Annotated in this window: 13 protein-coding genes and 1 pseudogene; all 14 read right to left on the reverse strand. The window is 42.5% G+C overall.

Annotated elements, in window-relative coordinates:
• Positions 1 to 122: 122 nt before the first annotated feature.
• The 14 genes and pseudogenes from CA598_RS25890 to CA598_RS25960 all read right to left on the reverse strand — a co-directional run bounded on the left by CA598_RS25890 (position 123) and on the right by CA598_RS25960 (position 25,074).
• On the reverse strand, positions 123 to 845 hold the full coding sequence (locus tag CA598_RS25890) for a response regulator (RefSeq protein ID WP_042131342.1): 723 nt from the start codon (positions 843 to 845) through the stop codon (positions 123 to 125).
• Positions 846 to 849: 4 nt separating this feature from the next.
• Positions 850 to 2,009: pseudogene (locus tag CA598_RS25895) on the reverse strand (sensor histidine kinase).
• A 57-nt stretch (positions 2,010 to 2,066) separates the two neighbouring features.
• A complete protein-coding gene (locus tag CA598_RS25900) occupies positions 2,067 to 4,796 on the reverse strand; it encodes a stalk domain-containing protein (RefSeq protein WP_094878371.1) in 2,730 nt (909 codons plus the stop codon).
• Between the two features lie 228 nt (positions 4,797 to 5,024).
• Positions 5,025 to 9,065 (reverse strand): Ig-like domain-containing protein, encoded by a 4,041-nt coding sequence (locus tag CA598_RS25905; protein ID WP_094878372.1) that lies wholly within the window; start codon positions 9,063 to 9,065, stop codon positions 5,025 to 5,027.
• Between the two features lie 204 nt (positions 9,066 to 9,269).
• Positions 9,270 to 10,472, reverse strand: a complete 1,203-nt coding sequence (metK, locus tag CA598_RS25910) for a methionine adenosyltransferase (protein ID WP_042192431.1) — start codon at positions 10,470 to 10,472, stop codon at positions 9,270 to 9,272.
• Between the two features lie 341 nt (positions 10,473 to 10,813).
• A complete protein-coding gene (locus CA598_RS25915) occupies positions 10,814 to 11,080 on the reverse strand; it encodes an alpha/beta-type small acid-soluble spore protein (protein ID WP_094878373.1) in 267 nt (88 codons plus the stop codon).
• Between the two features lie 153 nt (positions 11,081 to 11,233).
• A complete protein-coding gene (locus CA598_RS25920) occupies positions 11,234 to 11,770 on the reverse strand; it encodes a hypothetical protein (RefSeq protein WP_094878374.1) in 537 nt (178 codons plus the stop codon).
• A gap of 85 nt (positions 11,771 to 11,855) precedes the next feature.
• Positions 11,856 to 14,600 carry an S-layer homology domain-containing protein gene (locus CA598_RS25925; protein ID WP_094878375.1) on the reverse strand — a complete coding sequence of 915 codons (2,745 nt, stop codon included), beginning with the start codon at positions 14,598 to 14,600 and terminating at the stop codon, positions 11,856 to 11,858.
• A gap of 750 nt (positions 14,601 to 15,350) precedes the next feature.
• Positions 15,351 to 15,692 carry a hypothetical protein gene (locus CA598_RS25935; protein ID WP_042131350.1) on the reverse strand — a complete coding sequence of 114 codons (342 nt, stop codon included), beginning with the start codon at positions 15,690 to 15,692 and terminating at the stop codon, positions 15,351 to 15,353.
• Between the two features lie 156 nt (positions 15,693 to 15,848).
• Positions 15,849 to 19,757 (reverse strand): S-layer homology domain-containing protein, encoded by a 3,909-nt coding sequence (locus CA598_RS25940; RefSeq protein WP_094878377.1) that lies wholly within the window; start codon positions 19,755 to 19,757, stop codon positions 15,849 to 15,851.
• Between the two features lie 159 nt (positions 19,758 to 19,916).
• Positions 19,917 to 21,044 carry a glycosyltransferase family 4 protein gene (locus CA598_RS25945; protein ID WP_042131352.1) on the reverse strand — a complete coding sequence of 376 codons (1,128 nt, stop codon included), beginning with the start codon at positions 21,042 to 21,044 and terminating at the stop codon, positions 19,917 to 19,919.
• Positions 21,045 to 21,160: 116 nt separating this feature from the next.
• Complete coding sequence (locus CA598_RS25950) at positions 21,161 to 21,916, reverse strand: WecB/TagA/CpsF family glycosyltransferase (RefSeq protein ID WP_256990645.1); 756 nt, start codon at positions 21,914 to 21,916, stop codon at positions 21,161 to 21,163.
• Between the two features lie 6 nt (positions 21,917 to 21,922).
• Positions 21,923 to 23,062 (reverse strand): polysaccharide pyruvyl transferase CsaB, encoded by a 1,140-nt coding sequence (gene csaB / locus CA598_RS25955; RefSeq protein ID WP_094878378.1) that lies wholly within the window; start codon positions 23,060 to 23,062, stop codon positions 21,923 to 21,925.
• Positions 23,038 to 25,074: a DUF5693 family protein gene (locus tag CA598_RS25960; protein WP_094871157.1), complete on the reverse strand. Its 2,037-nt coding sequence runs from the start codon at positions 25,072 to 25,074 to the stop codon at positions 23,038 to 23,040. The genes csaB and CA598_RS25960 overlap by 25 nt, the downstream gene beginning before the upstream one ends.
• Between the last annotated feature and the right edge of the window lie 145 nt (positions 25,075 to 25,219).

The following is a 25,219-nucleotide window of genomic DNA, read 5'->3' on the forward strand; positions in this document are numbered from 1 at the left end:
TTTAAGCGAGAAATATAAGACATAAAGTATGGTGTGAAACTTATACTTTCTTATATTTCAGAGGAACAAGCTGTGCTCTCCTTGATTTCATTCCTATATGTACCGTAAATCTGTAAATTTTTTCATAAAGTTACCCAACCATACTTGATCGAGTTGATTACTGCTTGGGTACGATCATCCACTTCCATTTTTTGCAAAATACTGCTAACATGGTTTTTGACCGTTTTTTCACTAATAAACAAATACTCACCGATCATTTTGTTACTCTTACCTTCCGCCATCAACCGCAGTACTTCTGCTTCACGACGTGTTAGAGGATTGTTGTCACCGGCCACAAACTTAACACCGGCTTCCTTCACTACCGTATCTGCAGCTACGCCAGTCTCATTAAGGTAAGTCATGCGCCGCAATTGATTGATTAGCTTTCCGGTAACCTTTGGATGAATAAAAGCGTGACCCTCACAGACCGAACGGATCGCATTAATAAGGGACTCGGCCTCCATATCCTTCAATAAGTAACCATTAGCGCCCTTACGAAGGGTTTCAAACACATAACTCTCATCATCATGAATCGATAAAATAATTACCTTAACCTCCGGGAACATTTCCCGCAGTTTTTGAGTGGCCTCCACGCCATTCTCAATAGGCATATTAATATCCATTAGTACGATGTCTGGTTTAGTTCCGTTACAGAACTCTAATACCTGGATACCGTCACCACATTCACCGATGACTTCGATATCCTCCTCCATGTTCAAAATACGTTTCAGCCCTTCACGAAAAAGCTGATGATCATCCGCCAAAAGAACTTTAATGGGCGTTTTAGTAGAGTTTAAGTTCTCCATCACATTACTCCTTCCCTTTCTCCACGTTCGTCGGAATGTGGATCACGATTGTTGTCCCCTGATTCTCGGCTGATATGATTTCCATTCTGCCTTCAAGCAGCTCTACACGTTCCCGCATACCTACTAGCCCGAAGCTTTCACGATTGCCCTGCGGATTTTTTAATTTCTGCACATTAAAACCTAATCCATTATCCTTAATCACAATCTTAATTAACTGCGCTTGGTAAGTAATCTCTACCAATACGAAACTCGGGTAGGCATGTTTAGCTGCATTAGACAAAGCTTCCTGGACCAATCGGTATACCGCTGCCTCCATGGCTGAAGATAGTCGATGTTCCTGACCTCTGGTTTCCAAGGTCGTCCTCAGCTTCGTCTTCTCCTCAAAATCATGCACATATTTCCGCAAAGTCGGAATTAATCCAAATCATCGAGAGCCATCGGTCGTAAATTAAAGATGACCTTACGCATTTCTTCCAGGCTGTATCGAACCTGTCCTTTCAAATCTATTACTTCGTCCTGCACCAACCCAAATTCCTGCTTTACCAGCATTCTTTCTACAATTTCCGTCCTAAGGACTAGATTCGCCAGCATTTGAGCAGGACCATCATGAATTTCCCGGGCAATTCTCTTCCGTTCTTCCTCTTGAGCCAGGATGATCTTAAGTCCAATCATCTGTCTGTTCTTCGCAGATTCGACAATTCTCGTCACCTGACCTAGTTCTCCCGACAAATATTCGAGCACTACGCTCATTTGCGAACCAATTGACTCTGCACGCTCTACAGAATTTTCGACACTACGTACTCGCATTTGTAATTCATCACGTCTTGATCGAAGATAGACCTCCCGCTCACGCGTCATCATGAGTTCGAGCTGTAACTCCGTAGCCTTCTCATAGGCAATACGGATATCCTTCTCCGAGTAGCGGACAAAGTCCCGGCTGACCTCTGTCAGCCGGATTCTGGAGCGATGATACTGCAGCTCCAGCTTGTCTACTTTTTTCAATGTCTCATCCGTTTCGTCCATGACCCGCTGCAGTTCTTTGTTGAGTGCAGTAAGTTCATCACGCGCAACCTGCAATATTTCAAAAATCTGATACTTGCTGCTCTCCATCACGTCGATGGTATTTTTAATCACGCGATCAATCGCATCGGTTTGAAATTCCACGGATGCTTGCCCCTTTTCTATCGAATCATTTTAAAGGTTTTCCTTTATATTAACATATCACGATTCGATAGTTACGGTCTTCGTTTTCTGTTCCCATTTTACAGTTAATCCTAGCTGTTCAGAAACTAGTCTTAACGGTACTAAAGTCCTACCTTGTAAAATGATTGGTGCTACTTCAGCACTCTGACGTTTACCGTTCAGCAGATATTCCTTTTTATTTACGGTAAGATCCAGTGCCTTGGCTCCGCGTAATACCATGATCTTCTTATTCACCTGATCCCAAGTAGCGCTGCCTCCGAAAGCATCAAGGACATACCGAATTGGCACATAAGTACTGCCGTCTTTTACAATTGGAGCTACGTCAATAGCTTTCTTTGTTCCGTTTACGGTCATTGCTTTCGAGCCAATGCTCATGGAAGCCGTACCTTTCGGTAAGCCTGCATCACTAGAAAGCGATGGCATTGTAAACTTGATATTATCAACGGCAACTGTACCCGTCTTCGCCCGTTCATCTTGGCCTTCCTCTACGTTGACTACATAGAGTCTCTTCAGCGTTGCTGGGAATTTAATGCCTGAGCCTGACAAGTCAATGTTAATGTTCTTCCAACCATTCCAATCGATGATCTTCGCAAGATCCACATAAGCTGTAGCTCCACTGTTGTCTACAAATTCAGCACGCAGCCAATTCAAGCTCATATCGCCCATCACATCAACCGACATCGAAGTTGCAAGCGCTGGAACTGTTTTTCCGCTTGTACCATTAAGCTGAGCATAAGCATACATTTTGCCGCTGCCAGCAGTCATATCATAACTGAGTGACAGCACCTTGGACCCTACTCTTTCAGCCGTTCCATCCACTATTGTTGCAGTACCCTGTACCGCTGGAACATTGGTAGTAAAGTCGATTGGATAGCTTACCTTCTCGAAATCTTCCCATGTTGTAGCTGCTGCTGTTGATAATACAACCACTGCACTAAATCCATCATAACGGGCAATAGCATAACCTGTAGTAACCCCTGCATCCACAGCGTTTACAGTAAGCTTGCCATCTTTCACGGCTCCCTTAAAGCCTACAAACTCCCACTTCAATGCTGAATCCGGAACATTGATAGTTGTTCCACTCTTCGTTGCCGCTGTAACAGGGACAGACACAGTATTACCGGCTGTCAGTGGCGCTGTAGCTGTTCCTACACTCATACTGGATAGATCATTACCACCTAGAACTGTAACAGTTGTAGAGGCGCTTGCGGCACCGCTTTTAGCCGTTAAGGTAACGGTACCTGGCTTCACTGCCGTTACTTCACCTGCACTTACAGTCGCGCTTCCGCCGCTTGATACCCAAGTAGGATTACCTGCTGCTACATCAATAGGGTTGTAGTAAGTGTCATAACCTTTTAAAGAATACGTTGCCTTTTGTCCAACCAGCAGTGCGGAACTTCCGCTAATTTTGATTCCTTTCACTTCACCTTGCGGTGCGTTAGTGTAGACACCAAGCCCGTTAACGATGCTACGCTGCTCTGTGCCATACTCTGTATTAAAAGTGAGTGTAGTAGAGGTTTCACCGAGGGGCCGGTCTACCATCGTTGTAGAGCCGCCTCCATCGAGATTAAGACCTTTCCAGACTCCGATATTGGTCATAAATGATTGCAATTCGGTTAAAGACATCCCTGAACTATTACCATTTTTCTCAGCAGCTATGATATATACATAACGTCCGTCTTGAGAATATCCTAAAGCTGTGCGTGCACGATAGCCTCCAATGCTGCTAGTAGAACGAGAGAACGTTGCTGCTTTTCCGTTATTTACTAGAATCGTATGTCCGCCGATCATGGTTTGCAGATTCGCAGGGTCTAGCGATTGCTGTGTAGTCTTAGATTTCAGGGAATACACACTTGTTACAGGTTGTCCTACCGTCAAATGGGCAGTAACATATCGTGCGGCTAAGCCATGTGCCCGCAAAATATAAGCTCCCTTTGGAACCGCCGTAGGGAGTGCAGCATTTTCTGAAATTTGAGTAACTACACCATTCTCAACAAGTACCTCTGTTGGAGTGGTAGAGCTATTTTTAGGGCGGTCGAGTGCAGTCCATACATCTGTGTAGATATACATAGCATTAGCATGACTATAAGTCGAGCTTCCGCCTTCAGGGCTATAAGCACCTTTATTGATACCGGAGATCTCAAACTGTGCGCCATCTGGCGCGGTTACCATCCCCTCAAAACTGTACTCGTCAATAATAGGTTTGCGGTCTTTTGTCACTGCAAAGGCATACATTCCATCCAATTGTGAAGGGGTAGACACCAGTACTCCACCTGATACTTGTCCACCAATAGGAGCACCCTCTCCACCGGTATTAAAATAATCGCCATTTACTGCCGCCACGGCTCCAGTTTCCTTGGCCATTCCGCCTGTACTTTGCCGAGTAGTCAGGTTTCCACCTTTTCCAGTCATCACATCTAAAGAAACGTATGGATTGTTAAGATCTATACGAATGACATCCGCAAGCCCAGAAGCACTCGCCCCAGAACGTGTAGTAGTATATTTATATTTCATCATAATGGCGCCCGAAGTAATCACTTCTTCTCCCAGCTTACTTACTTTAAAAGGAGCTGTGGCTGCAGCTGCAATTGGTGCAGACCCCTGACCAAACAGCATCATACCTTCACTGCCGATTACCGGCATAATCCATAACACACCAGCCAATGAAGCAGCAATCCACTTTTTAGTGGAAGATAATCTTATTCCCCGTGCAACCTCGCTACTCTTCTTCTCCAAAACTTCATTCATTTCAACGTAACTCTCCCATCTCTTTTGTACTCTATCAGTCCGTATCAGTGTCTGGAAACTGGTTCCTATTTTTCTAGTACTCTTTTAATAGACTGAAAATAAGCCAAAAAGTTGCGAAGTTGAGAGATTTCAAGCTTTATAGAGTCAAAAATGTCATTATTAAACGACAAAAAAAGCCCGGTATATTTACCGGACTTTACCAATTGTTTCATTGTTTATGAGAGTTGCTTACAAGTAATCTGCCTGTTTCAACATCCGCTGCAGCATCACAGCAGCTTGAGCACGTGTGGCATTTCCTTGGGGCTGGAATTCACTTGTTGTCATGCCCAGAATAATGCCAGATTGCACTGCCTTTGCGACGAACTCAGCGCTTTGATTCTGAATCTTCGACTTATCCTTGAATTTTGCAAGTGTTGAGGCAGAAGTGCCGCTTAGCGTAATCGGATGATTGGTATATTCCATCGCACGAATCATCATAATCGCCATCTGTTCACGTGTTATATTATCATTCGGACGGAAGGTCCCATCCGTATTCCCAGTAATAATACCGGCTTTAGCCGCTGCGCCAATATAGTCTCCAGTTTGTGTGGAAGGCTGCACATCCCGGAAGCGTTGCGCGGTCTCACGATCTCCTAGCAGACCAAGACCACGACTAAGCATTATAGCAAACTCAGCTCGGGTGATTTTTTTCTCCGGATTAAACGTACTACCGTAGCTGCTATCAATGATATTCTTAGCGCTAAGTTCAGCAACAATTGCATTACTCCAATGCTTACCCATATCCGTGAAGGCTCTGGTGGATAAGAAAGTCCCTAATATCTGATTACCAGCGGTACGAGCACGAATAACCGTATAATTACCAACCGTACTGACTTTTGTAGGCAGATAAGCCGCATCGTAATAGGAAAGGTCTAACCTGGCCGCAGATGTCTGCGCACTATTTAATGAAGAAGTAGTACGTACGGTATATTCTCCTGGTACTGTCAGTGCCTTGGCATTCGCATAATTATCACTAATTATCGCAGTCACCCGGACATCCATAAGACTAGTAATGGTTCGCATCCCCATCGTTTGTAGCTTTTGCTCAAAAGGTGTAAATGTGCCTGCTGGAACTTTATCCAAGCGGAACACGAGCGAAATATTTTTACTGTCCGAGATCAAGCTACTCGCAAGTCCGTTCATATCAATATCATTGAGTCCCACACTAAATAGGTTATCTCCATGTCGAATCATAAACTTTGTATTTTTATTACGGTTCACCGCGTCGAGCAATGGTTTTAGCGGAACCGTCACAAAAGCTGCTTGTTCCGTGGAAGGAACCTCAAAAGCTAATACATCATTATTCATCTTATACAGATATTCATAACTGGCAGCTATTCGCTCTGCGTTTAAAGTATATCTTTTTACCGATTGATTATATACAGAACGATCATCCACAATTTGCGAGGAATCGCTCTTTAATAGTGCATACTCTTTTCCAAATTCACTCGTTACAAGTGTTCCTAGATAGGATGGACGATTTCCAGATCCAGTGGTCACTCCGGTTAGATTCTGAACAGATAATGCTGAGAATGAGGATAGTGTATTCCCACTCAAATCCTTAATCGTACCGGTACCAGACATATAGGACAGGTCCACTGTTTGACCGGTCTTTACAACCGAGGATAACGTTATTTTTAGAATATTGCCTGAGATATAGTAGGATTGCACTCCCAAGCTGCTGCCATCTGCTCTAACTCCAAACTGATTCGCGTAAAGGGAACCGGATGCCTGCATATTCTTTGCAAAAGTAACGGTTAACTCGTCACCTGAAACGGTCGCTGAATTAATCTCCGGTATAGTAGTGCCGCTGTTTTCTGAGATGGATACAGGCTGCAGGTTAATATACGCCGCTCGGTTTCCATTCAAATCGCTCACCCCTGCAGAGCCCGGCACATAAGATATAGTCACATTCTGATTCACCGTCAGCGCTGTCTGAAGTGTCAAAGTAACCTGAGTGCCGCTGACCGATACATTAGTTACATAATTAGGCGTGCTGCCCACTAAAACAGAGAATTGGCTATTCAGTGGGAGATTGGTTGTAGACAAGCCTTCATTATAATTCAAAATGATTTTAGTCCCGCCTCCGGTAGCACTTTGAAACACTGGCGCAATCGTATCATTACTGTTACGGATATTGAAATCAGTAAAGTCCGCAATATTTTGTCCATAAGAATTTAGCAAAGGATACGAACCTGCATAGTAGGACACCCGAACGTTCTGTCCATTCGATGCTTCACTGCCCAATGTTAAATATACTGTATTGCCACTGGAACTGATCGAGTTGACCCCGAGTGAGCTTCCATCTGCTGTCACTAGGAACTGGTTATGAGCGTAATAGGAAACCGATTTTAGTGTGTCGTTAAAATTTAATACTACAGATCTCCCCGTGATTCGCCCGTCTTTAGGTGTCGGCATCGAGGACTCAATGGAGTTCGTGATCTGTTTAGAGCTAAAAGTGCTCGCTGCATTTCCGCTTGGATCCTGAATCGTCCGCAGTCCGCCAGTATAGCTGACCTTTACAATCTGCCCAACAGCTACACCTGTACTCAGCACCAGATAAGCGCTGTCTCCCTGAATATAAACACTTTCAATCGCTCGATTCTCGTCGTTCACCGTAACTCCAAAGCTTGAGGTTAACAGCGCTATGGATGAATTGAGAGACTCATTATATTTCAGACGAATGGTTCGGTTGTTCTCAAGCTGTGCAGATGTGAGCTGTGGAGCAGTTTTGTCCAGAGACAAGGTCTTGAAGCTCCATGAATTTTTACCACTTAATCCGTCATATAGAACGTTAGCATCACTTGCGTCTACAAAAGCCCCTTTAGCGATATCAATGTAATAAGTTGAATCACTATCTAACGCTACAGAAGGTGTGATGATAAATTCTTTAGCTGTAGTGGTACTCCGAGTAACGTTAACCGGCACCTGAGATCCTCCGCTTTTATATAGAGCCACACCATTGGCCACTGCACTGTTGTAATTCACATCCCGATTAAACGCGATCGAAAAGGATCTGTTGTTAGCAATAGATTCACTTCGATCAGATGGATTCAAAGCACTTACGCCAAGTCCAGTCAAAGATACCGTTGTGAAGGTCCAAGTGTACGGGCCCGAGGCAGGAAATACATTTCCATCTTGATCATAAAAAGCACCTTGGGGGATCGTAACTGTATATTGTGTGCCGTTTAGCAGAGGTGAGGCTGATGACGCTGGATTCAATGTTATGGTTCTGCTGCTTCCTCCTGTAACGGCTGGGGAGTTCACATTAAGCCATCTTGTTCTAGCATCGTTAGCTGCCCCTGGGGACACCGTAATTACACCCGATGCAGGCATCATAGGACGGTCAAAAGTGAGCTGTAGTGCTCCTGTGGTAGATATACCGCCTGCACCGTTAGCTGGTGATGGAGTCATTGGAATTTCAGCTACACCTTTCGTAGAGAAACTCCATACATTCCCGCTAGAAATCCCAGCAAACGTTCGATTATCAACATCCTTAAAAGCATAGGCATCAATAAGAACATAGTAATTCCCTCCGGCTGCCAATGCTTTCTCCAACGTTAATTTAACTGTAGTAGAGTTAGCATCAGTCAGAACGTTAACTCTAGTGTCATCATCCTTTATTCTGAACTCTTGCACGGTTGTATTATCTGCTGAGGACAGGATTCGGATAGAGCCCCCGCCTTTTAACAGCTGCTTATTTAGTGTCAGACTAAGTTCCTTTAAACTCCCGGCATCTACTCTTGCATTACTAGCCGGTGAAAAGTTGCCTGCCGTGATCGCTGTATTACTCTCAGGAGCGGTGGTAAATGCCCATGAAGTAAGTCCTGATTCGTTCCCCTCATTATCTTTGAATAATCCTTTGGGAATTGTTACCGTGTATGCCTTATTCGGAATGAATCGTTGATTTGGCCCTAACTTAAGCTCATATTCTTTTGAACTACCAATTAAGCCATAGCTACCAATAGGAATCGTCACAAAAGGTGTACTATCACCCTGACCTGTAATCGTAATTTCTCCAGCCTGGGGATTCACTTGACGATCAAAGCTTAATTTAAGAGATGACCCAATATTTACAAAGGTTGCTCCAGGTGCTGGCGACACACTAATGCCAAATTCCGCTGCAGCATGTACTGCCGATATTCCAATTCCGATAGAAGGATACCCTGCTCCAAGTACCAGTTCTCCCGCTAGGAAAAGTGCCGTCCATATTGAAATTTTTCTTTTCATGCTGTGATAGACTCCTCTCAAACCATACTAACGTCTTTATGTATACTCTTATATTTCGGTTAAAGGGCTTACAAAGTTTAGTAGTCTACTTCTCTATGAATAGAATCAATAGCGATTACTATCCATTCCATAAAAATAGCCCGTAAGCCGACACTAAGTGCCAGCTTACGGGCTTAAATGATTATAAGAACGTATGATTAACTTCTACAGTCCAGCCTGACCTCTTAGTAATTCTGCTTTATCTACGCGTTCCCATGGAAGATCTACATCTGTACGTCCAAAATGTCCGTATGCTGCTGTCTGTCTATAAATCGGTTTACGCAAATCAAGCATGGAAATAATGCCTGCAGGGCGAAGATCAAAGTTGTTGCTGATCAGTTGAACCATCTTTTCCTCACTGATTTTACCTGTTCCGTATGTATCCACATTAATCGAGACAGGAGTAGCCACACCAATGGCATAAGCAAGCTGGATCTCACATTTATCAGCTAGACCTGCAGCTACAAGATTCTTCGCCACATAACGAGCTGCATAAGCCGCAGAACGGTCCACTTTAGTTGGATCCTTACCAGAGAATGCGCCACCGCCATGACGGGCATATCCGCCATACGTATCAACGATAATCTTCCGTCCAGTCAGACCGGCATCCCCTTGAGGACCACCAATAACAAAACGTCCAGTTGGGTTAATAAAATACTTAGTTTCAGCATCGAGTAGTTCCGCAGGAACAACCGGCATAATTACATGCTCTTTAATATCTGCCTGAATTTGTTCAAGAGAAATTTCTTCCGCATGCTGTGTAGATACTACGATAGCATCCACGCGTACAGGCTTCTCATCTTGATATTCAATCGTAACTTGTGTCTTTCCGTCAGGACGCAGATATTCCAAAGTTCCGTTCTTACGAACCTCAGACAAGCGACGAGCAATACGATGAGATAAAGCGATCGGTAGCGGCATCAGTTCTGGTGTTTCATTCGTAGCAAAACCGAACATTAACCCCTGATCACCCGCGCCAATATTTGCTGTTTCTTCAGCCAGCTGTGCTGGATCACGATGCTCTAGGGCAGAGTTTACACCTTGAGCAATATCAGCCGACTGTTCATTCAGCGAGCTCAAAACTGCACAGGTATTATAATCGAAACCATATTTTGCACGTGTATATCCAATTTCTTTAATGGTATTGCGTACGATGGCAGGAATATCTACATACTCAGATTTGGTACTGATTTCCCCGATCACCAAAACAAGACCAGTTGCTACTGCTACTTCGCAGGCTACACGTGCATTTGGATCATTAGCTAAAAACGCATCGAGTACCGCATCGGAAATCTGGTCACAGATTTTATCCGGATGCCCTTCCGTCACGGACTCGGAAGTAAACAAATGACGCCCTTTAATAGACAAGTATAACAACCTCCCTTATGGTTAGTCTGACACTGTATAAGGAGTTCCTTAATAATCACAGGCCAAATTATAAAAAACTATAAAACTAAGAAACTCAGGAGCCTGTTCTTTTTATGAAGGATGATTGCAGTATTTCATGTTTATATTCACTAAACTCTTCAAAAAAATGAACCTTTCCCATATGGAAAAGGTCTAAGGCTTTCCTCAAAAGTCATATTATCTTATTTGGGAGGTGGTGTCAATTACTCCGAAGCCCCTCCATCACAGTATAAATATTGATCCCACAGTATTAAAAAGAAATATCAGATAGGATTAATGAGAATTCCTTCACCCTGATATTTTTAAAGAAGAGACTGTTCAGCTTGCTTAATGAGTCTCTTCGTGATTTCTCCGCCAACAGAGCCATTATCTCTTGAGCTAAGATGTCCAAGATACTGGCTACGGCCAGAACCACTACCTACGATTGCTCCTAATTCAGATGCAAACTCTGTGTCTGCTCCGCCTCCATAATGCGCTCCATATAAACCAAATTCAGCTGCAATTTCATATTGCATTTGCTTTAGCATTGCCCGACTTTCCGGTACCACTGTACGATTGTTACGTGCCATGTTACAGCACCTCCTGTGAATTTGTAAGATTACAGGAATATTGTGCGTCCAACATCTACTCTTCAATCGCGCCAATGATTTGTAACTTTGGAAATCAGTTTGAAGGTATGATCAACTACGTTTAAGGGCATTATGAATATATATAGTTACACATTATTTTAATGTATATCCACCGCGAACCATGACAACAAGACCAAGGGTTTGTCCTGCTTGGACAGTAATACCACGACCATCGCGAGGGAAGGATAATAAATGGTTAGATGGCGCAGCTACTCCATTGGCAAGATCTTTACCATCCGTTAAATCAGCAACACCATTTGCATCCTGAGAGTAGATAACCGCTTTACCCGCACGGACGATAAATTCAGCGCCTGCGGAAGCAATTAAGGTTTGTCCTGGTTTTACATCGACAATTACGGATTCATTACTGCTAGTAGTCGGGTTTGTTGTAGCTGTTGGAGCTGAGCTTGGACTCGGAGTAGCTGTAGCTACTGGAGCTGTTCCTGTACCACCTGTAAGTGCTTTCTGAATTTGCTGATCAACATAGCTTTTGGTAACTACAGGGTCATCTGCTGTTCCAGGCTGTGAACCTACACCTGCACCTTCAGCAGTAACATTCAACAGTGATCCAGCCCATACACCACCAGCCAGCAATACAGCTGCTGTTGATACTTTCCATACCGATTTCAATGAAATTCCTCCTTTTATGGGGGTAAATGCCTATAAAAAAAGAATAGCCTCCGAAGAGGCTATTCTTTGCATCGGTAATCGGAGATTACTTAGCGTACTGTACTGTACCAGTTGTGATGTCATTGGAAGCTTCATCAGTAATCTTACTAGTAACATCAAGTACTTTAACTTCAATATTATTGATGTTGTTAGCATTCAGGTTAGGGTATTGAGTAAATGAAGCGTAGTATTTACCAGCGTCACTTCCTGCACCTTTAGTAACTGAAATGCCAGATGTTACAACTGTACCGTTGATTGTGAATTGGAAATCAGATCCATCACCTTTAACGTTTTTAACATTTTCAGAGAAGCTCAATACCAAGATTGAGTTATCGCCTGAAGATACAACAGCACTAGTAAATGTAGGAGCTACTCTGTCAGTCAGAACAAGATCCTTATCTTTAGCATAGCTACCGTTACCAGCAGCGTCAGTAATACCAACCGCTACAAAGTTATAGGTATCATTTTTGCTAATTGAAGATTTAGGAATTGTAATTTCAACTGTTGCAGTAAGCGGCTTAGTAAGATCAGAACCAGTAGAATGGGTAATTACTGTAGTCGAACCAACTGGAAGTGCTTTACCAGCCAAAGTATAGCTGTTCAAGTCACGCAATGATGCCACGTTCAAACCTTTATCATCAGATGCATTCACAGTTACTTTGACATCAGCACCATTTTTAACGCTATCTGTATAAGTAATTTCACCAACAGTTGGTCTAACAGTATCAGTTGTTGAAGCTACTGCTGCAGTCACTGTAACAGAACTTGCTACAAGAGTGTTTCCAGCAAGGGAAATGTCTTTAACCAATTTTGCTGGCAGACGCAATGTGTACGAACCACTTAGAGCAACATTTGGATAAGTTACAGTAGCACCGTCAATTTTAGCACCGCTAAAGTCAGCACCATCTTCAAATCTAACCAACTTACCAGTAGTATCGTTGACCAAAGTTGGAGATTCAGTAGTACCAAAAGTACTATCAATATTTTCGGAGAACGTCACTACCATTCCTTTACCACTTGTGAACACAGCACTTACAACTGTAGGAGCTGTAGCATCCTTAGTGATAGTTACTGGTTGAGTAACAGCTGCTCCCAAAGTGTTACCAAGAGTATCCTTAATTGTTGCACCAAACGAAAGGGTTCCAGTGAAAGTACCAGATTCTGGAAGTTTGAATCCAGCTGGAACTTCCAATCTGATTGTATCACTATTAGAAGTAGTTTTAACGCTCAAAGTTCCTTTGCTTTCGCCATAAGCATCAAGCAATTTCACATTAGCAATAAAGGATTCATAATTCACTTTTTTGTTGAATTTAACATCAAGGTACTTGTCACTTACTGGTGTGATGCTCGAAATTGTTGGAGCTGCAGTATCAGAGGTTACAGTTACAGTAGTTTTAATCGGGTTAGGATTAGCTACGTTACCTGCAAAGTCAGTAAGATTCAACAAGGAAACATCATAAGTTTTTCCACTGTCAAGAGTTCCCGTAGTCAAAGTAATAGTGTCATAAGTATCGTTCGATACTGTTGCAGTGGAAGCAACACCGTTAACATAAGCAATAATCCCAGCTCTCTTAACAGGTTCGCTCACTTGAATAGTAACAGTGTTAGTTGTAGTTTTAGCTACAGCTGTTGCACTTGTTACTGTAGGAGCAATCGTATCAGCTACAGTAATAAGATTTGTGTAGGTAGCGAAAGATGTTCCGCTGGAAGTTTTAACAGCATCTGTAACAACTACAGTGTATTGACCCTTCAGATAGTCAGTGTTAGGGAAAGTAATAGTAGCTTCGTTAGTAGTTGCGTTAAAGCTAACATTTGAACCTTCAACAGCAACTGCTGGAGCACCATTAACTGGAACTACTTGCACAACGCCTGCTTTTACTTTGTCACTAGAGATTAGTGAAGAAGTATCAATAGCACGATTGAATTTCAGCACCAATTGTTTAGCATTTGGAGCTGTTGCAGTAAGAACCTTAGGAGCTGCCAAAGTTACTTTAGTAGTGTAGTCGTGATTGTTGTGTTTGAAGGAAATTGAAGTTTCAACGCCTTCTACAAGTGCAGTAGTCAAAGTTACAGTAGTAGTAGTTTTGTCAGAGAAAGTTACAACTACGCTAGTTGGGCTTACTGCTTCAGCAGAAGCTACAGTAGGAGCTGCTTTCAATTGATCAACTGCATAAGCTGTTTCAACTACCAAAGAACGGCTAGCGTTAGCTTTGAAGTTAGTGTCTTTAGCAATCAGACCAGCATTGATTACCGCTTGAGCATAACCTTTAGCCCATGCAGATGCAGTGTTGTCAGATGTAGTTGGTACTTCAAGTTTCAAAGCACGGAACAATACAGCTGCTACTTCTTCAACAGTTACTTTACCGTTGTAGTCGAAGATACCTTTAACAGTATCTTTACCTTGCATCAAGTTAGCTGCAGTAACAGCTTCGATGTAAGGAACTGCCCAGTTCTTAGCGTTGTAACCTTTGTCTTTGTATGACAATTTGTTAGTTACTTCAGTAAGATCGAACAATTTAGTAACGATCTTCGCGAATTCAGCGCGAGTAAGATCTTTTTCAAGGTGAGCTTGACCATCTGGGTACCCATTGAGAATACCTTTTGCTGCCAAAGCGTCAAATTTTTGTTGCGGAGTTGCTGCTGCGTCACCAAACGCTACAGAGGCAAACATCGAGAATGCCATTGCTGTAGATAATGCTACGGATAAAATTTTCTTCATAACCTTTTTTTCTCCTCCTTGGACGTTCATAAACTGAGATTTTTCTTTAGTTGAGTAGCTCGTGTCACTCATTAGCCGATGCACCCCCTTTCCAGAGTTGAGCAAATTAAGTATAAATAATGTCTGTGACGGGTATCACAGAAACTGGTAAACAATGATCAGGACATGACAATACTAGATTCCTAATTATACCTAAGTATTATACAATGTGCCTCAAGTCACGTAAAGCTAATTTTTCCATTTTGTTAAATTCGCTTTACCACCGGTTAATTTCAACTGCCTGTGTAAATGACTCTACACCTTAAACGCAGAAGATTTGGAAAAGTTGCGGTTTCTCAAAAAAAACTTTTCTTTTTTTGTTTCCCGGTACAATCCCAATAGAAGATACATATGTATGTTCTACTAACTATTGTTAATCTTGGGTTGCCACGGAAATTAGTATACCATAGTCGTTTTCAAAACGTCATTATGCAATATTTACTAAGTATCATTAACACTAGTGCCATTTATTTAAACATTCCTACAAAATTTGAGTATAAAGGGGCAGAAAGACCTGATTTCTCTCATTCACCGTAGGCTGTTTATTTGGCAGTTCCCCTTCTGAGCTACAGCCCTTAAAGCTATAACCTAAAAACCTTCGCTTATAGGTTTGATCAAACATGTTCTTTTTTGGGTTCGCCTCCTGGTTCATTGCTTTGATAATTCGTAAGCTAATGGCCACTACTTACCATCACCATCCGGAGATCTGCTCTATAGATAGCATCATGCTGAACGCAACAAAAAAGCGCCGTTTGCCGGCGCTTGCTTCTATTACAGTAGGGTCTAACGAATCTTCATAGATAACTGGATCAATTCCTGACGCTTTTCAGGACTTGAGTTTACATTGTCGTACATTGCATCAATAGCTGCGCGATTCTCGCGGTAGCTCTTTTCATGCTTAATCGTAGTATGAGACCATTCGATAAGGGCATTCTCAGCCACAACAAGCTCGTTGTATGAATCATGGAATCCTGTAGCCTGCACAAGCTCCTCCATGACCTCTTGTGTAATTTCCTGTAGTGCCCGTTTAGCCGCGATTTCCTTCTCTAACACTTTTGCTCTATTCTCAAACATATTCTTGGCTTTCATGTAATCCAACTGTGCTTTTGCTAAAATCGGTTTCATGGTTGGCTTTCACCTTTCAGAAAATAATATTTTCTACGTTATTGTAACGTAAATCTAAGAAGAATACAAAATATATGTCTTTGGTAATTGCTCTCATTACATTAAAACACCGGTCTGCGAATATTTTTTCGCAGGCCGGTGAACATTTTATTTGCTTTAGTTAAAGTTCTTCGGGAAGATGCTTGTACTCTTTTGCAAAAGTGCAACTGTAATCTTTCCAGCCTCCGCTCTAGTCAATTTACCCTTTGGATTAAAGTTATATACAGGTTTCTTCTGTCCTGTAACCGTCACGGCGCTTCCTTCCATAATCTTAGCTTTAGACACAGCCTCAATGGCAGGGCGTGAATAGAAATCCATATTACTTGTATCAACAAACGATTTACTTAAGGTTGCCAAGAGTTTATTGTCATTCAAAGACATCTTCAACTTCAGCGCCCTAGCGATCATTACTGCCGCTTGTTCACGTGTTAAAGCTTGGTCAGGTCCAAAGAAGCCATCACTTAGTCCTGTAACAATACCCGCCCTAGCAGCAGTCTCAATATGTTTGAAATCCCAGGTAGCCGAAACCGCTTGTGGGACAATATCGAAGAATGTTTGCTTATTGGCATCATAGTTTAAAGGAATACTCAGAGATTTCACCAGTAATGTAGCGAATTCGCCACGTGTTGTTAAATCATCTGCGCCAAATGCATCTGCACGAAGATTAGTCATGAACCCTTTCGAATACAATCCATTCATAATATTTCTACCCCATGGGTGATTTGTAATATCAACAAAACCACGACGTAGCTTCATAACAGTGTAATAACCAAACTCATCAAATGGAACTGTGATGGTGTGCTTCTTCGTATCAACTTCTCCACCTATGTTTTCCCATTTCCCAGCATCGGTATAGCGGAATACTGTTATTGTCGACCCCACTTCATCCACAATGCTGGAGTTAAAAGTAAGCGTCAATTCACCGCGTTGAGAAGGTACAGTTTTACGAGTTTGACTGTACTGCGTAAAATACCCCGTCTTCCCGCTAGCGTCCACAAAATGCGGAGTAACGCCATTGGTTTCAATATTAACACCATCTTCTCCTAGACCACCACTGAGCCAGTAGATATCAGATACTCTTGAAAAATTATTTGTAGAGACGGTTGATGTAAAGCGCAAAGCGAGATCCTGCGGGATCACAAGTTGGCCTCCCCCACCTTCTGTTCTTTCATCGCTACCAGTGACGTTAATTATATTCCCGTAATCATTCTTTCGTTCAACGACACCGTCAGCGGGGTCAGCAATACCAAACAATAATTTTGTATTAGGATAATATTTCGCAGCACCAGAGCTCGTAAATCCCTTCATAATAGTCCCTTTAGGGAAATTCAATTCCAGAGCTTTATTGAAAACACTATATTTCGTAGCTACCTTCTCTGCCATATACTGTGTATCGATCTGTACCGCACTGGCATAATAGACATCTATAGTATCGCTAATTGTAGAGTTAGCACGTACGATTTGTATCTTAATTGGCGTGGATTTGTCTGCCTTCAAACCTACATAATCATAGGTAAAACGATCTGAATTCGGAAAATCCGTACGTTTTTTGGCTTCATCCTTACCAATTATTACTTTGGTAGCGCCTTCTGCCTCAATATCAAAACGAACAAAGTTCTTGTTAACAACAATTTGTTTACCTACCGTTGGTACAGGTGAGAGAAGACGATATGGAGCTACTTCACGTACTACCTCAAGACGCTGTGTAGTTCTTGCCCCAGTCTTATTAATAAGCTCAAGGGTATAAACTTGACTTCCTGGAGCATCAAATTTAATGTCACGTAATCGTAAGATAAAGTTCTTAGCGCTTCCGATGTACTCATAGTACAGGCCATTTGCAGCCAACTCATCAGGGTAACGTTTTGGCCCAATAGGTTCCTGTTCAATGTCTGTAAGCAGCTTATCTTGACCCGTCGAAGAAAAGACCAACGTAGAACCTTGATACAGATTCAGCGTCGTAGCACCGCTACCTTGTAGCACCAAGTCGAATTTATCTTTGCTCGTTGTATATTTTTCATCCTTATATACAATTTCTGCTGGCAATGCCAGAATTGCATTACGCTCAACTTCATTAGAAAGCGTTGTTCTTGTAAAAGGTAGACGATTATCTCCCAAAGTAGGGTGGAATTGTTTTATACCAGAAGTATTGGTATCAATAATATAAATCTTCAATTCTTTTTTAATAATCCGCTGATTCCCAGCATTATCTAGTGAGACTCCTGTGAATACGATTTTATTCTCACCATACACAAGAGGCCCTGTCTGACTGATTTTTAAGTCGAAATTGAAATCTGGTTTTGTCATTGATACTTCAAACTTAGGTTTTTCAGGTAATGATTGACTATCAATACCATTAATCTGCACTTGTGCGTTTGTGATATTCTCAAATCCAATATATTCGCCGGCTACAGTTAGTCTATTATTGGCACTTGAATCGAATTCATAGGTTTGTCCATCCTGCAAGTTGCTTACGTAAATATAATTTTTAGATACATATGAAATATCAGCATTATAATAAGACTCTGATCCTGTATATCGGAACTGTACTTTCTGCTGACCGTTAGAGAAACCCGTTATTTTATAAACGTATTCGTTTGTACCGGTAACCGCTTCTGGAACAGGAGGTATACTTAACGGTTTATTACTCAAAGGTAAATAGTTAGCAGTTAAAATAGCTGAAGTTGATTTATTTGTTTTTGCTAAAATATAAAAGGTATCACTTTCTAATTGTTGACCATTTAAAGGCAATTTAGAGATATTAGTAAGAGCTCCTGAACCTGTATATCCAGGGAGATAGTACATTTCTGTTATAACAGTCTCATCTTTTAAGAATTTATAAGAATAGATATGAGAACTACTGTGGGTACCATAATCAACGGATAGCTTAAAGTCATTTACACCTGGGAGAATATCTAGATTTGTGTTAGTCGTAAATTTAACCAATTTGTACGTTGGAGTAACGCCATCAGGACCAGGAATAGTTAATTCCTCATCCACGCTTTTTATCGTAACAACTTTTTCAGTACTGGTAGTACCTTTGTTAAGAGTTAGTACAGCACTTGTTTTGAATGGAGCTACATTGTAAGGCACCAATATTTGTCCTGTAAAACCTGCAACACTAGGTGTCAGGTCAGCAGTTAATGTCGGTACTTTGTCATTTAGAATATTATAGTCGACTGAATTATGATTGATGTTCAAAGAAGCAAACGGTTGATCCTTATCAAAGAAATAAACCGATCTGTCTATGGTTATTGAATCCGAAGCATTTTGAATTACGATTTTAAGAGTACTTAATCCCGGATTCAAATTCAAAGCAGGTGTAAAAAATGTTCCGTCTTCCAATAAGGAGGTTTGCAGAGCTGTTCCGCCATTCACGGAGACACTAACTTTCGTTGCATTCGCTACTTTACCTTGGAGAGTAACTGTAGATACCGGCACAACTACTTGTGTTCCTTCATTTAAATTAAGTGCAGAAGGTCCACCCAATACTTTTAATTCGGTTACGTAAGGAACTTGATCATAAAGCACATAGAAAGATTCTGAGCGTTGGAGATTACCTTGCATACCAGAGAAAGTAATCTTATTAAAGCCTGTATACAAAACAAGACCAGACGCTACGAAGCGATTGTCCGGACTATTGTTATCTGTTGTAACTGTTCCCGTAGTCAATCGAGTCGAATCCGTTACCCATTTTTTAGATGAGCTATCCTGAGTCAACTGCTCAACAGTAACCTTCATTGTAGATGAAGTTACCTGTGAGTAAGTCCCTGTAATCGAAAAGGTAGGATTACTTATTTTGTAGACACTAGAACGACTAATTAACCCCTCTGGGTTTTGATTATCTGTTGTTGGCACAACGTCCTGCTTCAACAAAACAGTATTACGTAATGTGAGATCATCCGGACTGAAGAAAGTCGTAGAGCTCGTGGTAGCCGCTGCCGCTATCGGCGTGTATTTACCTGGGAACATAGAAACGATCAAAGCCGCCAGCATCAGCCAAACGAACGGTCTCTTAAAGCGTTGCATGTGTTATATCTCTCCTTTGAGTATAAGTTCTCGTAAACCTTCACTTTGTTCTTTATCGGTCATAAGTAGCGATATTTTTAGGGAAAATAACAAAAAACTCATCCGAAATCGGATGAGTTTTGTTAAGTTTAGAAAATTTTAGAATAATTGCTTAGTCGTTTAAGACTTAGAGCCTCTTTCCGGATCAGCCTTCATGCGCATTCTTAAAAAGAAATCAATCAGTGGACGTTTAGTCTTACCAATCAAACCTGTGATTTCAGCACCGATCTGCAAGAAGAAGAGCATGATGCAGATAACCACGAATGTAACCCAGTTTGCTTCATAAAGAGCTGCGGATGATTGAATAACAGCTAAAATACCGAAAAATGCAGCAATACCATAAATAATGAGTACAGTCTGGCGGTGGCTAAAGCCAAGCTCGCGTAGACAGTGATGCAAGTGACCTTTATCTGGTGCAAAGATTGGTTTCTTCTGCAGCTTACGGCGCACGATCGCAAAGAACGTGTCCGACAAAGGTACACCGATAATAAGCAAAGGTGTAATAAACGAAACTACAGCGATCTGTTTAAATCCTAACAAAGCAAGTAATGCCAAGCAAAAGCCTAAGAACAGCGAACCCGTATCTCCCATGAAAATCTTAGCAGGATGGAAGTTAAAGAACAGGAACCCGATGATGCTACCCAGAAGCAACAGACACAGCATTGCTACCATGGTGTTTCCCATCACAAAAGCCATTGCCGCAATCGTAGCAATTGCAATTCCTGATACACCAGCCGCAAGCCCGTCCAGCCCGTCGATCAGATTAACGGCATTGGTAACACCGACAATCCAGAAAATCGTAAGCGGGATAGCAATCCAACTCTCCAGTGAGGAATACGTATTGTTAAATGGAATATTCACAAAATCTACAGTAATACCAAAACCGAAAACAACGATACAGGCTGCGATAATTTGGCCCAGTAGCTTCACTTTTGCTGATAATTCGAACCGGTCATCAAGTGCCCCGATAAGTACAATCAGTCCGCCACCACACAGCAGCGCTTTGATGAAGTTGACCTCCCGCGGAGTGAACTCGTATGGAATAATCGGCAATACGGCAAGCAGGCCTAACACAAACGCTAGAAAAATAGCTAATCCGCCAAGGCGGGGCATAATTTTCGTGTGCACTTTACGAGCATTCGGCACATCTGTTGCACCAATCTTGATGGCGAATTTCTTCACCAAAGGTGTGAGGCCAAGTGCGAGTCCCATGCATACGATAAATCCAGCGATGTATATGATTAACATTTGATCAGTCGACCCCCATTTCTCTACCGCATTGAATTATACGCTGTTACAAAAACAAATTCCAATCCTTTATTTAGGCTATTTATCTCATTTTCTAGGTGAATATCGGCATTTTGCTAGACTTTTGTTACTTTATCTTTCTCACGCACCACTTTTAATGCGAATTTCGGCAGTGCAAGCATTCGTTTGTACCGTGTAGGTTCTTTTAGGAGACGGTACAACCATTCAATTCTCATTTTTTGGAACGCTATTGGCGCTCTTTTGCTCTTCCCAGAGATCACGTCAAAGCTGCCGCCGACCCCCATCATGATCGGAACGCCAAGTTTGGACTTATATTTAGCAATCCAAGGTTCCTGACTATCTGCACCTCTGGCCACAAATAATAAGTCAGGGTTAGTATTAACAATTTCAGCGATAACCTCTTCGTCCGCATCCGAACCAAAATAACCGTCATGATATCCTGCAATGATAACACCCGGATATTGCAATTGTAACCTTTCAGCGGTTTCCCGAATCACCTCAGGCGTAGAACCTAGAAGATATACCTTCCAGCTATATCTTTCACCCTGTCGCATCAATTCATGTAACAGATCATAACCTGCTACCCGTTCGGTTACCGGTTCATTACAATAATTAGAAGCCCAGACAACTCCTGTCCCATCGGGGACAACCAATTCAGCCGATTTCATAATATCCATATAAGCTGGATCTTCCAGTGCAGCCATAACCATAATTGGATTGGCCGTAATCACTTGATGCGGGATACGGGTCTGAACAGCCTCCGTCAAATAAGCAACTGTAGCTGCCATATCCACTTTCGAGACTCTAATCCCAAAAATAGGAACTGTAGGTACCGCGCTGTCTGCTTTCACTTTAGATCATCCTTTATGGTGAAAATATTCTACAATTTGCCGAGCTGGTGCCTCTGCTGCTTGAATCAACTTGGTGATGACCTCATCCCGTTCGTTTCTCCATTCCTTTGCGGTGTTCAAAAGATGGACAATCTCGTTAGCAACATGTTCAGCATCTAGTGTGTTTGTCGCTCCAACAGGATGGCACTGGATTCTCTTCAGAAAATGATCGATCTTCGGATCATAAGAAATACCTATCAGCGGAACACGTCTTCCAGCCGCATAAATCAAGCTATGAAGTCGCATTCCGATTAAAACATCACATTGTCCCACTTCCCGTAACATTTGTTGCGGGTGAATAGCATCCTCACAAATACTAACCTGCCCACCCTGCTCGGTTATACTTCCTTTCAGCTTCTCCATCACATAACGTGAAGCCTCATTATCCGAAGGAGTGTGAAAAGGGAGAAATCGCAAATGCAATGGAATCTCACGGTTGGCCTTAATCAGGCCTTGCGCAAGAGTATCCAGTTCTCTGCGATCTTGCTCCCAAAAACGTACTGATATCCCGATCACCGGAAGCGAGTCTGCTGATGCCGAAGATTGTACAGCAGCAGCAGGGTCTTCCTCCGGTAGAGACAAGCCCATAACCGGATCGGGAACAACTTCTACGTTCTTCTGTTCTAGTCCCATAGATAGAAGAAGCTCGCGGGATTGTTCATCCCGCACAGATATATAGGTACATTTACGAAACACTGATTTGATAAAAGGGTAAAAAAGTTTGCGATTCACTGGCCCAATGCCTTGAGCATAGATAAAGGTGGGTCTCCCCATCCATTGAGCAAGCTTGATAATCCCTAAATAGTACGGAATACTCTTGCTACCTGTTACATCCTGCAACAAGCTACCCCCGCCACTAATCAGACCCGCGCTCTCATAAATCGCTTGACGGACTTCAACAAGCTTCATCCGGTGCACGGATTTGACTCCATAGGTCGCAGTTGTCCACTCAGGATCAATGGATAGTACTATAGGCTCAATGGATATACCCAAAGCTTGAGACTGTTTCTGCAGTGCAATTAGAATAGACTGCAATACCGCCTCATCTCCACTGTTACGAAAACCATAGAAACCAGAGATAACTATCTTTTTAGGAGTGGCGACCATCGTTTCCAACACCCTTCTGCAATCTGCCATACGATTACGGCAATTACACCAATGATCAGTCCGAGTCCAAGACCTAACAGTCCACGTACTAGCGAGATCAGAACTGGTGAATGAATATGTGCAAAGGTATCCACCATGGAGAGCTGACCAATTACGGCAATAATCATGATAAACGCTGCACTCCGGTATCTAAAGGCTAAGAATGCACCCAGAATTAAGAGTGGATGAGCTAGTAAAAATTCTTTATTACGTGGCCGGACACCGACTGTATTCTCAAGGAATGTACGGAAGGCCATCTCTAAAGGTGTTACGTTGCCCCCATTTCCGGTTCGGCTCAAATAATACATACCCACTACTCCAAGAACTGCAGCGGCAATAACCCAAGCTAGTGTAATAGGTGTCCGCAGCAGCTTGCCCGTCTTGTTGAACACAAATTCCCCACGGTACAAAAGTACATATAGTGCCACAAGGCCGATAGGTGCCATATGAAGCAGACTAACACCACGGAACTGGTCCAGCACTAGACTATAAGTTATGTTGTTGAGCAGTGCGATCACAAATGGCACGGCGCTCAAAGAAATTAATGAAGTCTTCAGATAAAGCACCAGACTATGTGTGAACCGACGTTGCGGGCTCATAGCCTTATAGGTAAGGTTATTGCTCCGTAGAGGAGGCCCCATTTCATTGACCTTACGAATGGCCAGTACAACAGCAAGAGTCGGCGCACTTATCGCTGCTGCTAGTGCCAGCCCCTGCTCAAACATTTCTGGTTTCAAGACCAGCAGTCCTGCACTTCCCAGTAATCCAAGTACCCATGCAGGAATCGTAAGCCATGGAATAAAGTAAGAAATCAGCAGCGCTACTAAAGAGACTGCACCAACTACCGCAACTAGCTTGAAGTAACGTTGATAAGACGAATCTACAACCTCAAATGCCGTAGCTTGTCCTAGTTTAAAGCCATTATCTTTGATCTGTTCAACGGCGCCTCCAGGTTCACTCAGACTGGTGACAAGGTTGTCTAGCGTATCTGTAATCTGTGCCTTTGCCGTATTCCGTGAAGGAATTGTATTTAAATAAATCATGCGAATATTGCGATCTTTTGTTGCCAAAGCGAAACGATCTGAGATCACTTTTGGATCTAAGGCAGAGTCCCCTTCGCTAAGGGAATACAACCGTGTTACGTTATAGTCCAGCAAATAAGCAAGCTTGTTAAAGCCCTTCTGCTGCTTCTTAATATTCTCAATCGCTGCAATCCCGATTCCACGTTCTTTGAGGAGATTTGCAAAGTCAGTGATACTAGCCGTATCGGCATCATCATTAAACCCTTTAACGGACTCTCCCTCGAATAGGATTCGTTTCACACCCAATTCTTCATAACGATCTAACAGCTTCTTAACGGTCGCTTTATTATAAGTCAGAGAATCCACCAGACGCGGCACAATGGTAAATCCTTTGTCATGCAACATCTCCAGTGTAAATGGATCTGGCTGAAGTGGCTTCAGTGTAGCATCTTCTATTGGAGTCTCAATAATAAGACCTTGTTGTCCGCGGAAACTCCATTCCTTCGAAGTAATCCCAAGATTACCGAATGCCTCTTTAATGACAGGCGCCAGGGCCTGGTAGTAATCAGGATTAGTAAAAAGAATATAAGTATAGTTCTCATTCACCGGAATAATTGTATCCGTAAGATTAGCGATATCAGCCGCTCCCCACATCATGAGACGACGTGCCTTACGATAATCTTCCAGCGTGCTTTCGTAAATCGCCATACTCTGAACACCAGCATCTTTTAGACGATCTAACTGTTCGGAAATATAATCCTGCGGATTTGCACGATAGCTTGCTACTTCAACTAAATCCCGGTAATCAAATACAAATTCCACTGTCTTGGAAGACTTCTCCGTCTGCAGACGGTCATAGACAACTGGCAAGGCAGCTAAAACGCCAACCACAACTATGATCCACAGCCACTTCCGGGAAGAAATATTCCAACGTTGCCATTTTTGCTGCACCAAAAGTACCTCCTCTTTCACTTCAAAACTCTTTTTACAAAAGTAGAAACGGATCGTCATCCTTTAGAGACGGTACCCGTTTCTATGCAAGCTTAAACGCGTTCGGCGTCCTTCCAAGGACGGTAAGCGTTTATGCGAGAAATAT

Source organism: Paenibacillus sp. VTT E-133291 (assembly GCF_002264395.1).
GTDB classification, from domain to species: domain Bacteria; phylum Bacillota; class Bacilli; order Paenibacillales; family Paenibacillaceae; genus Paenibacillus_AQ; species Paenibacillus_AQ nitricinens.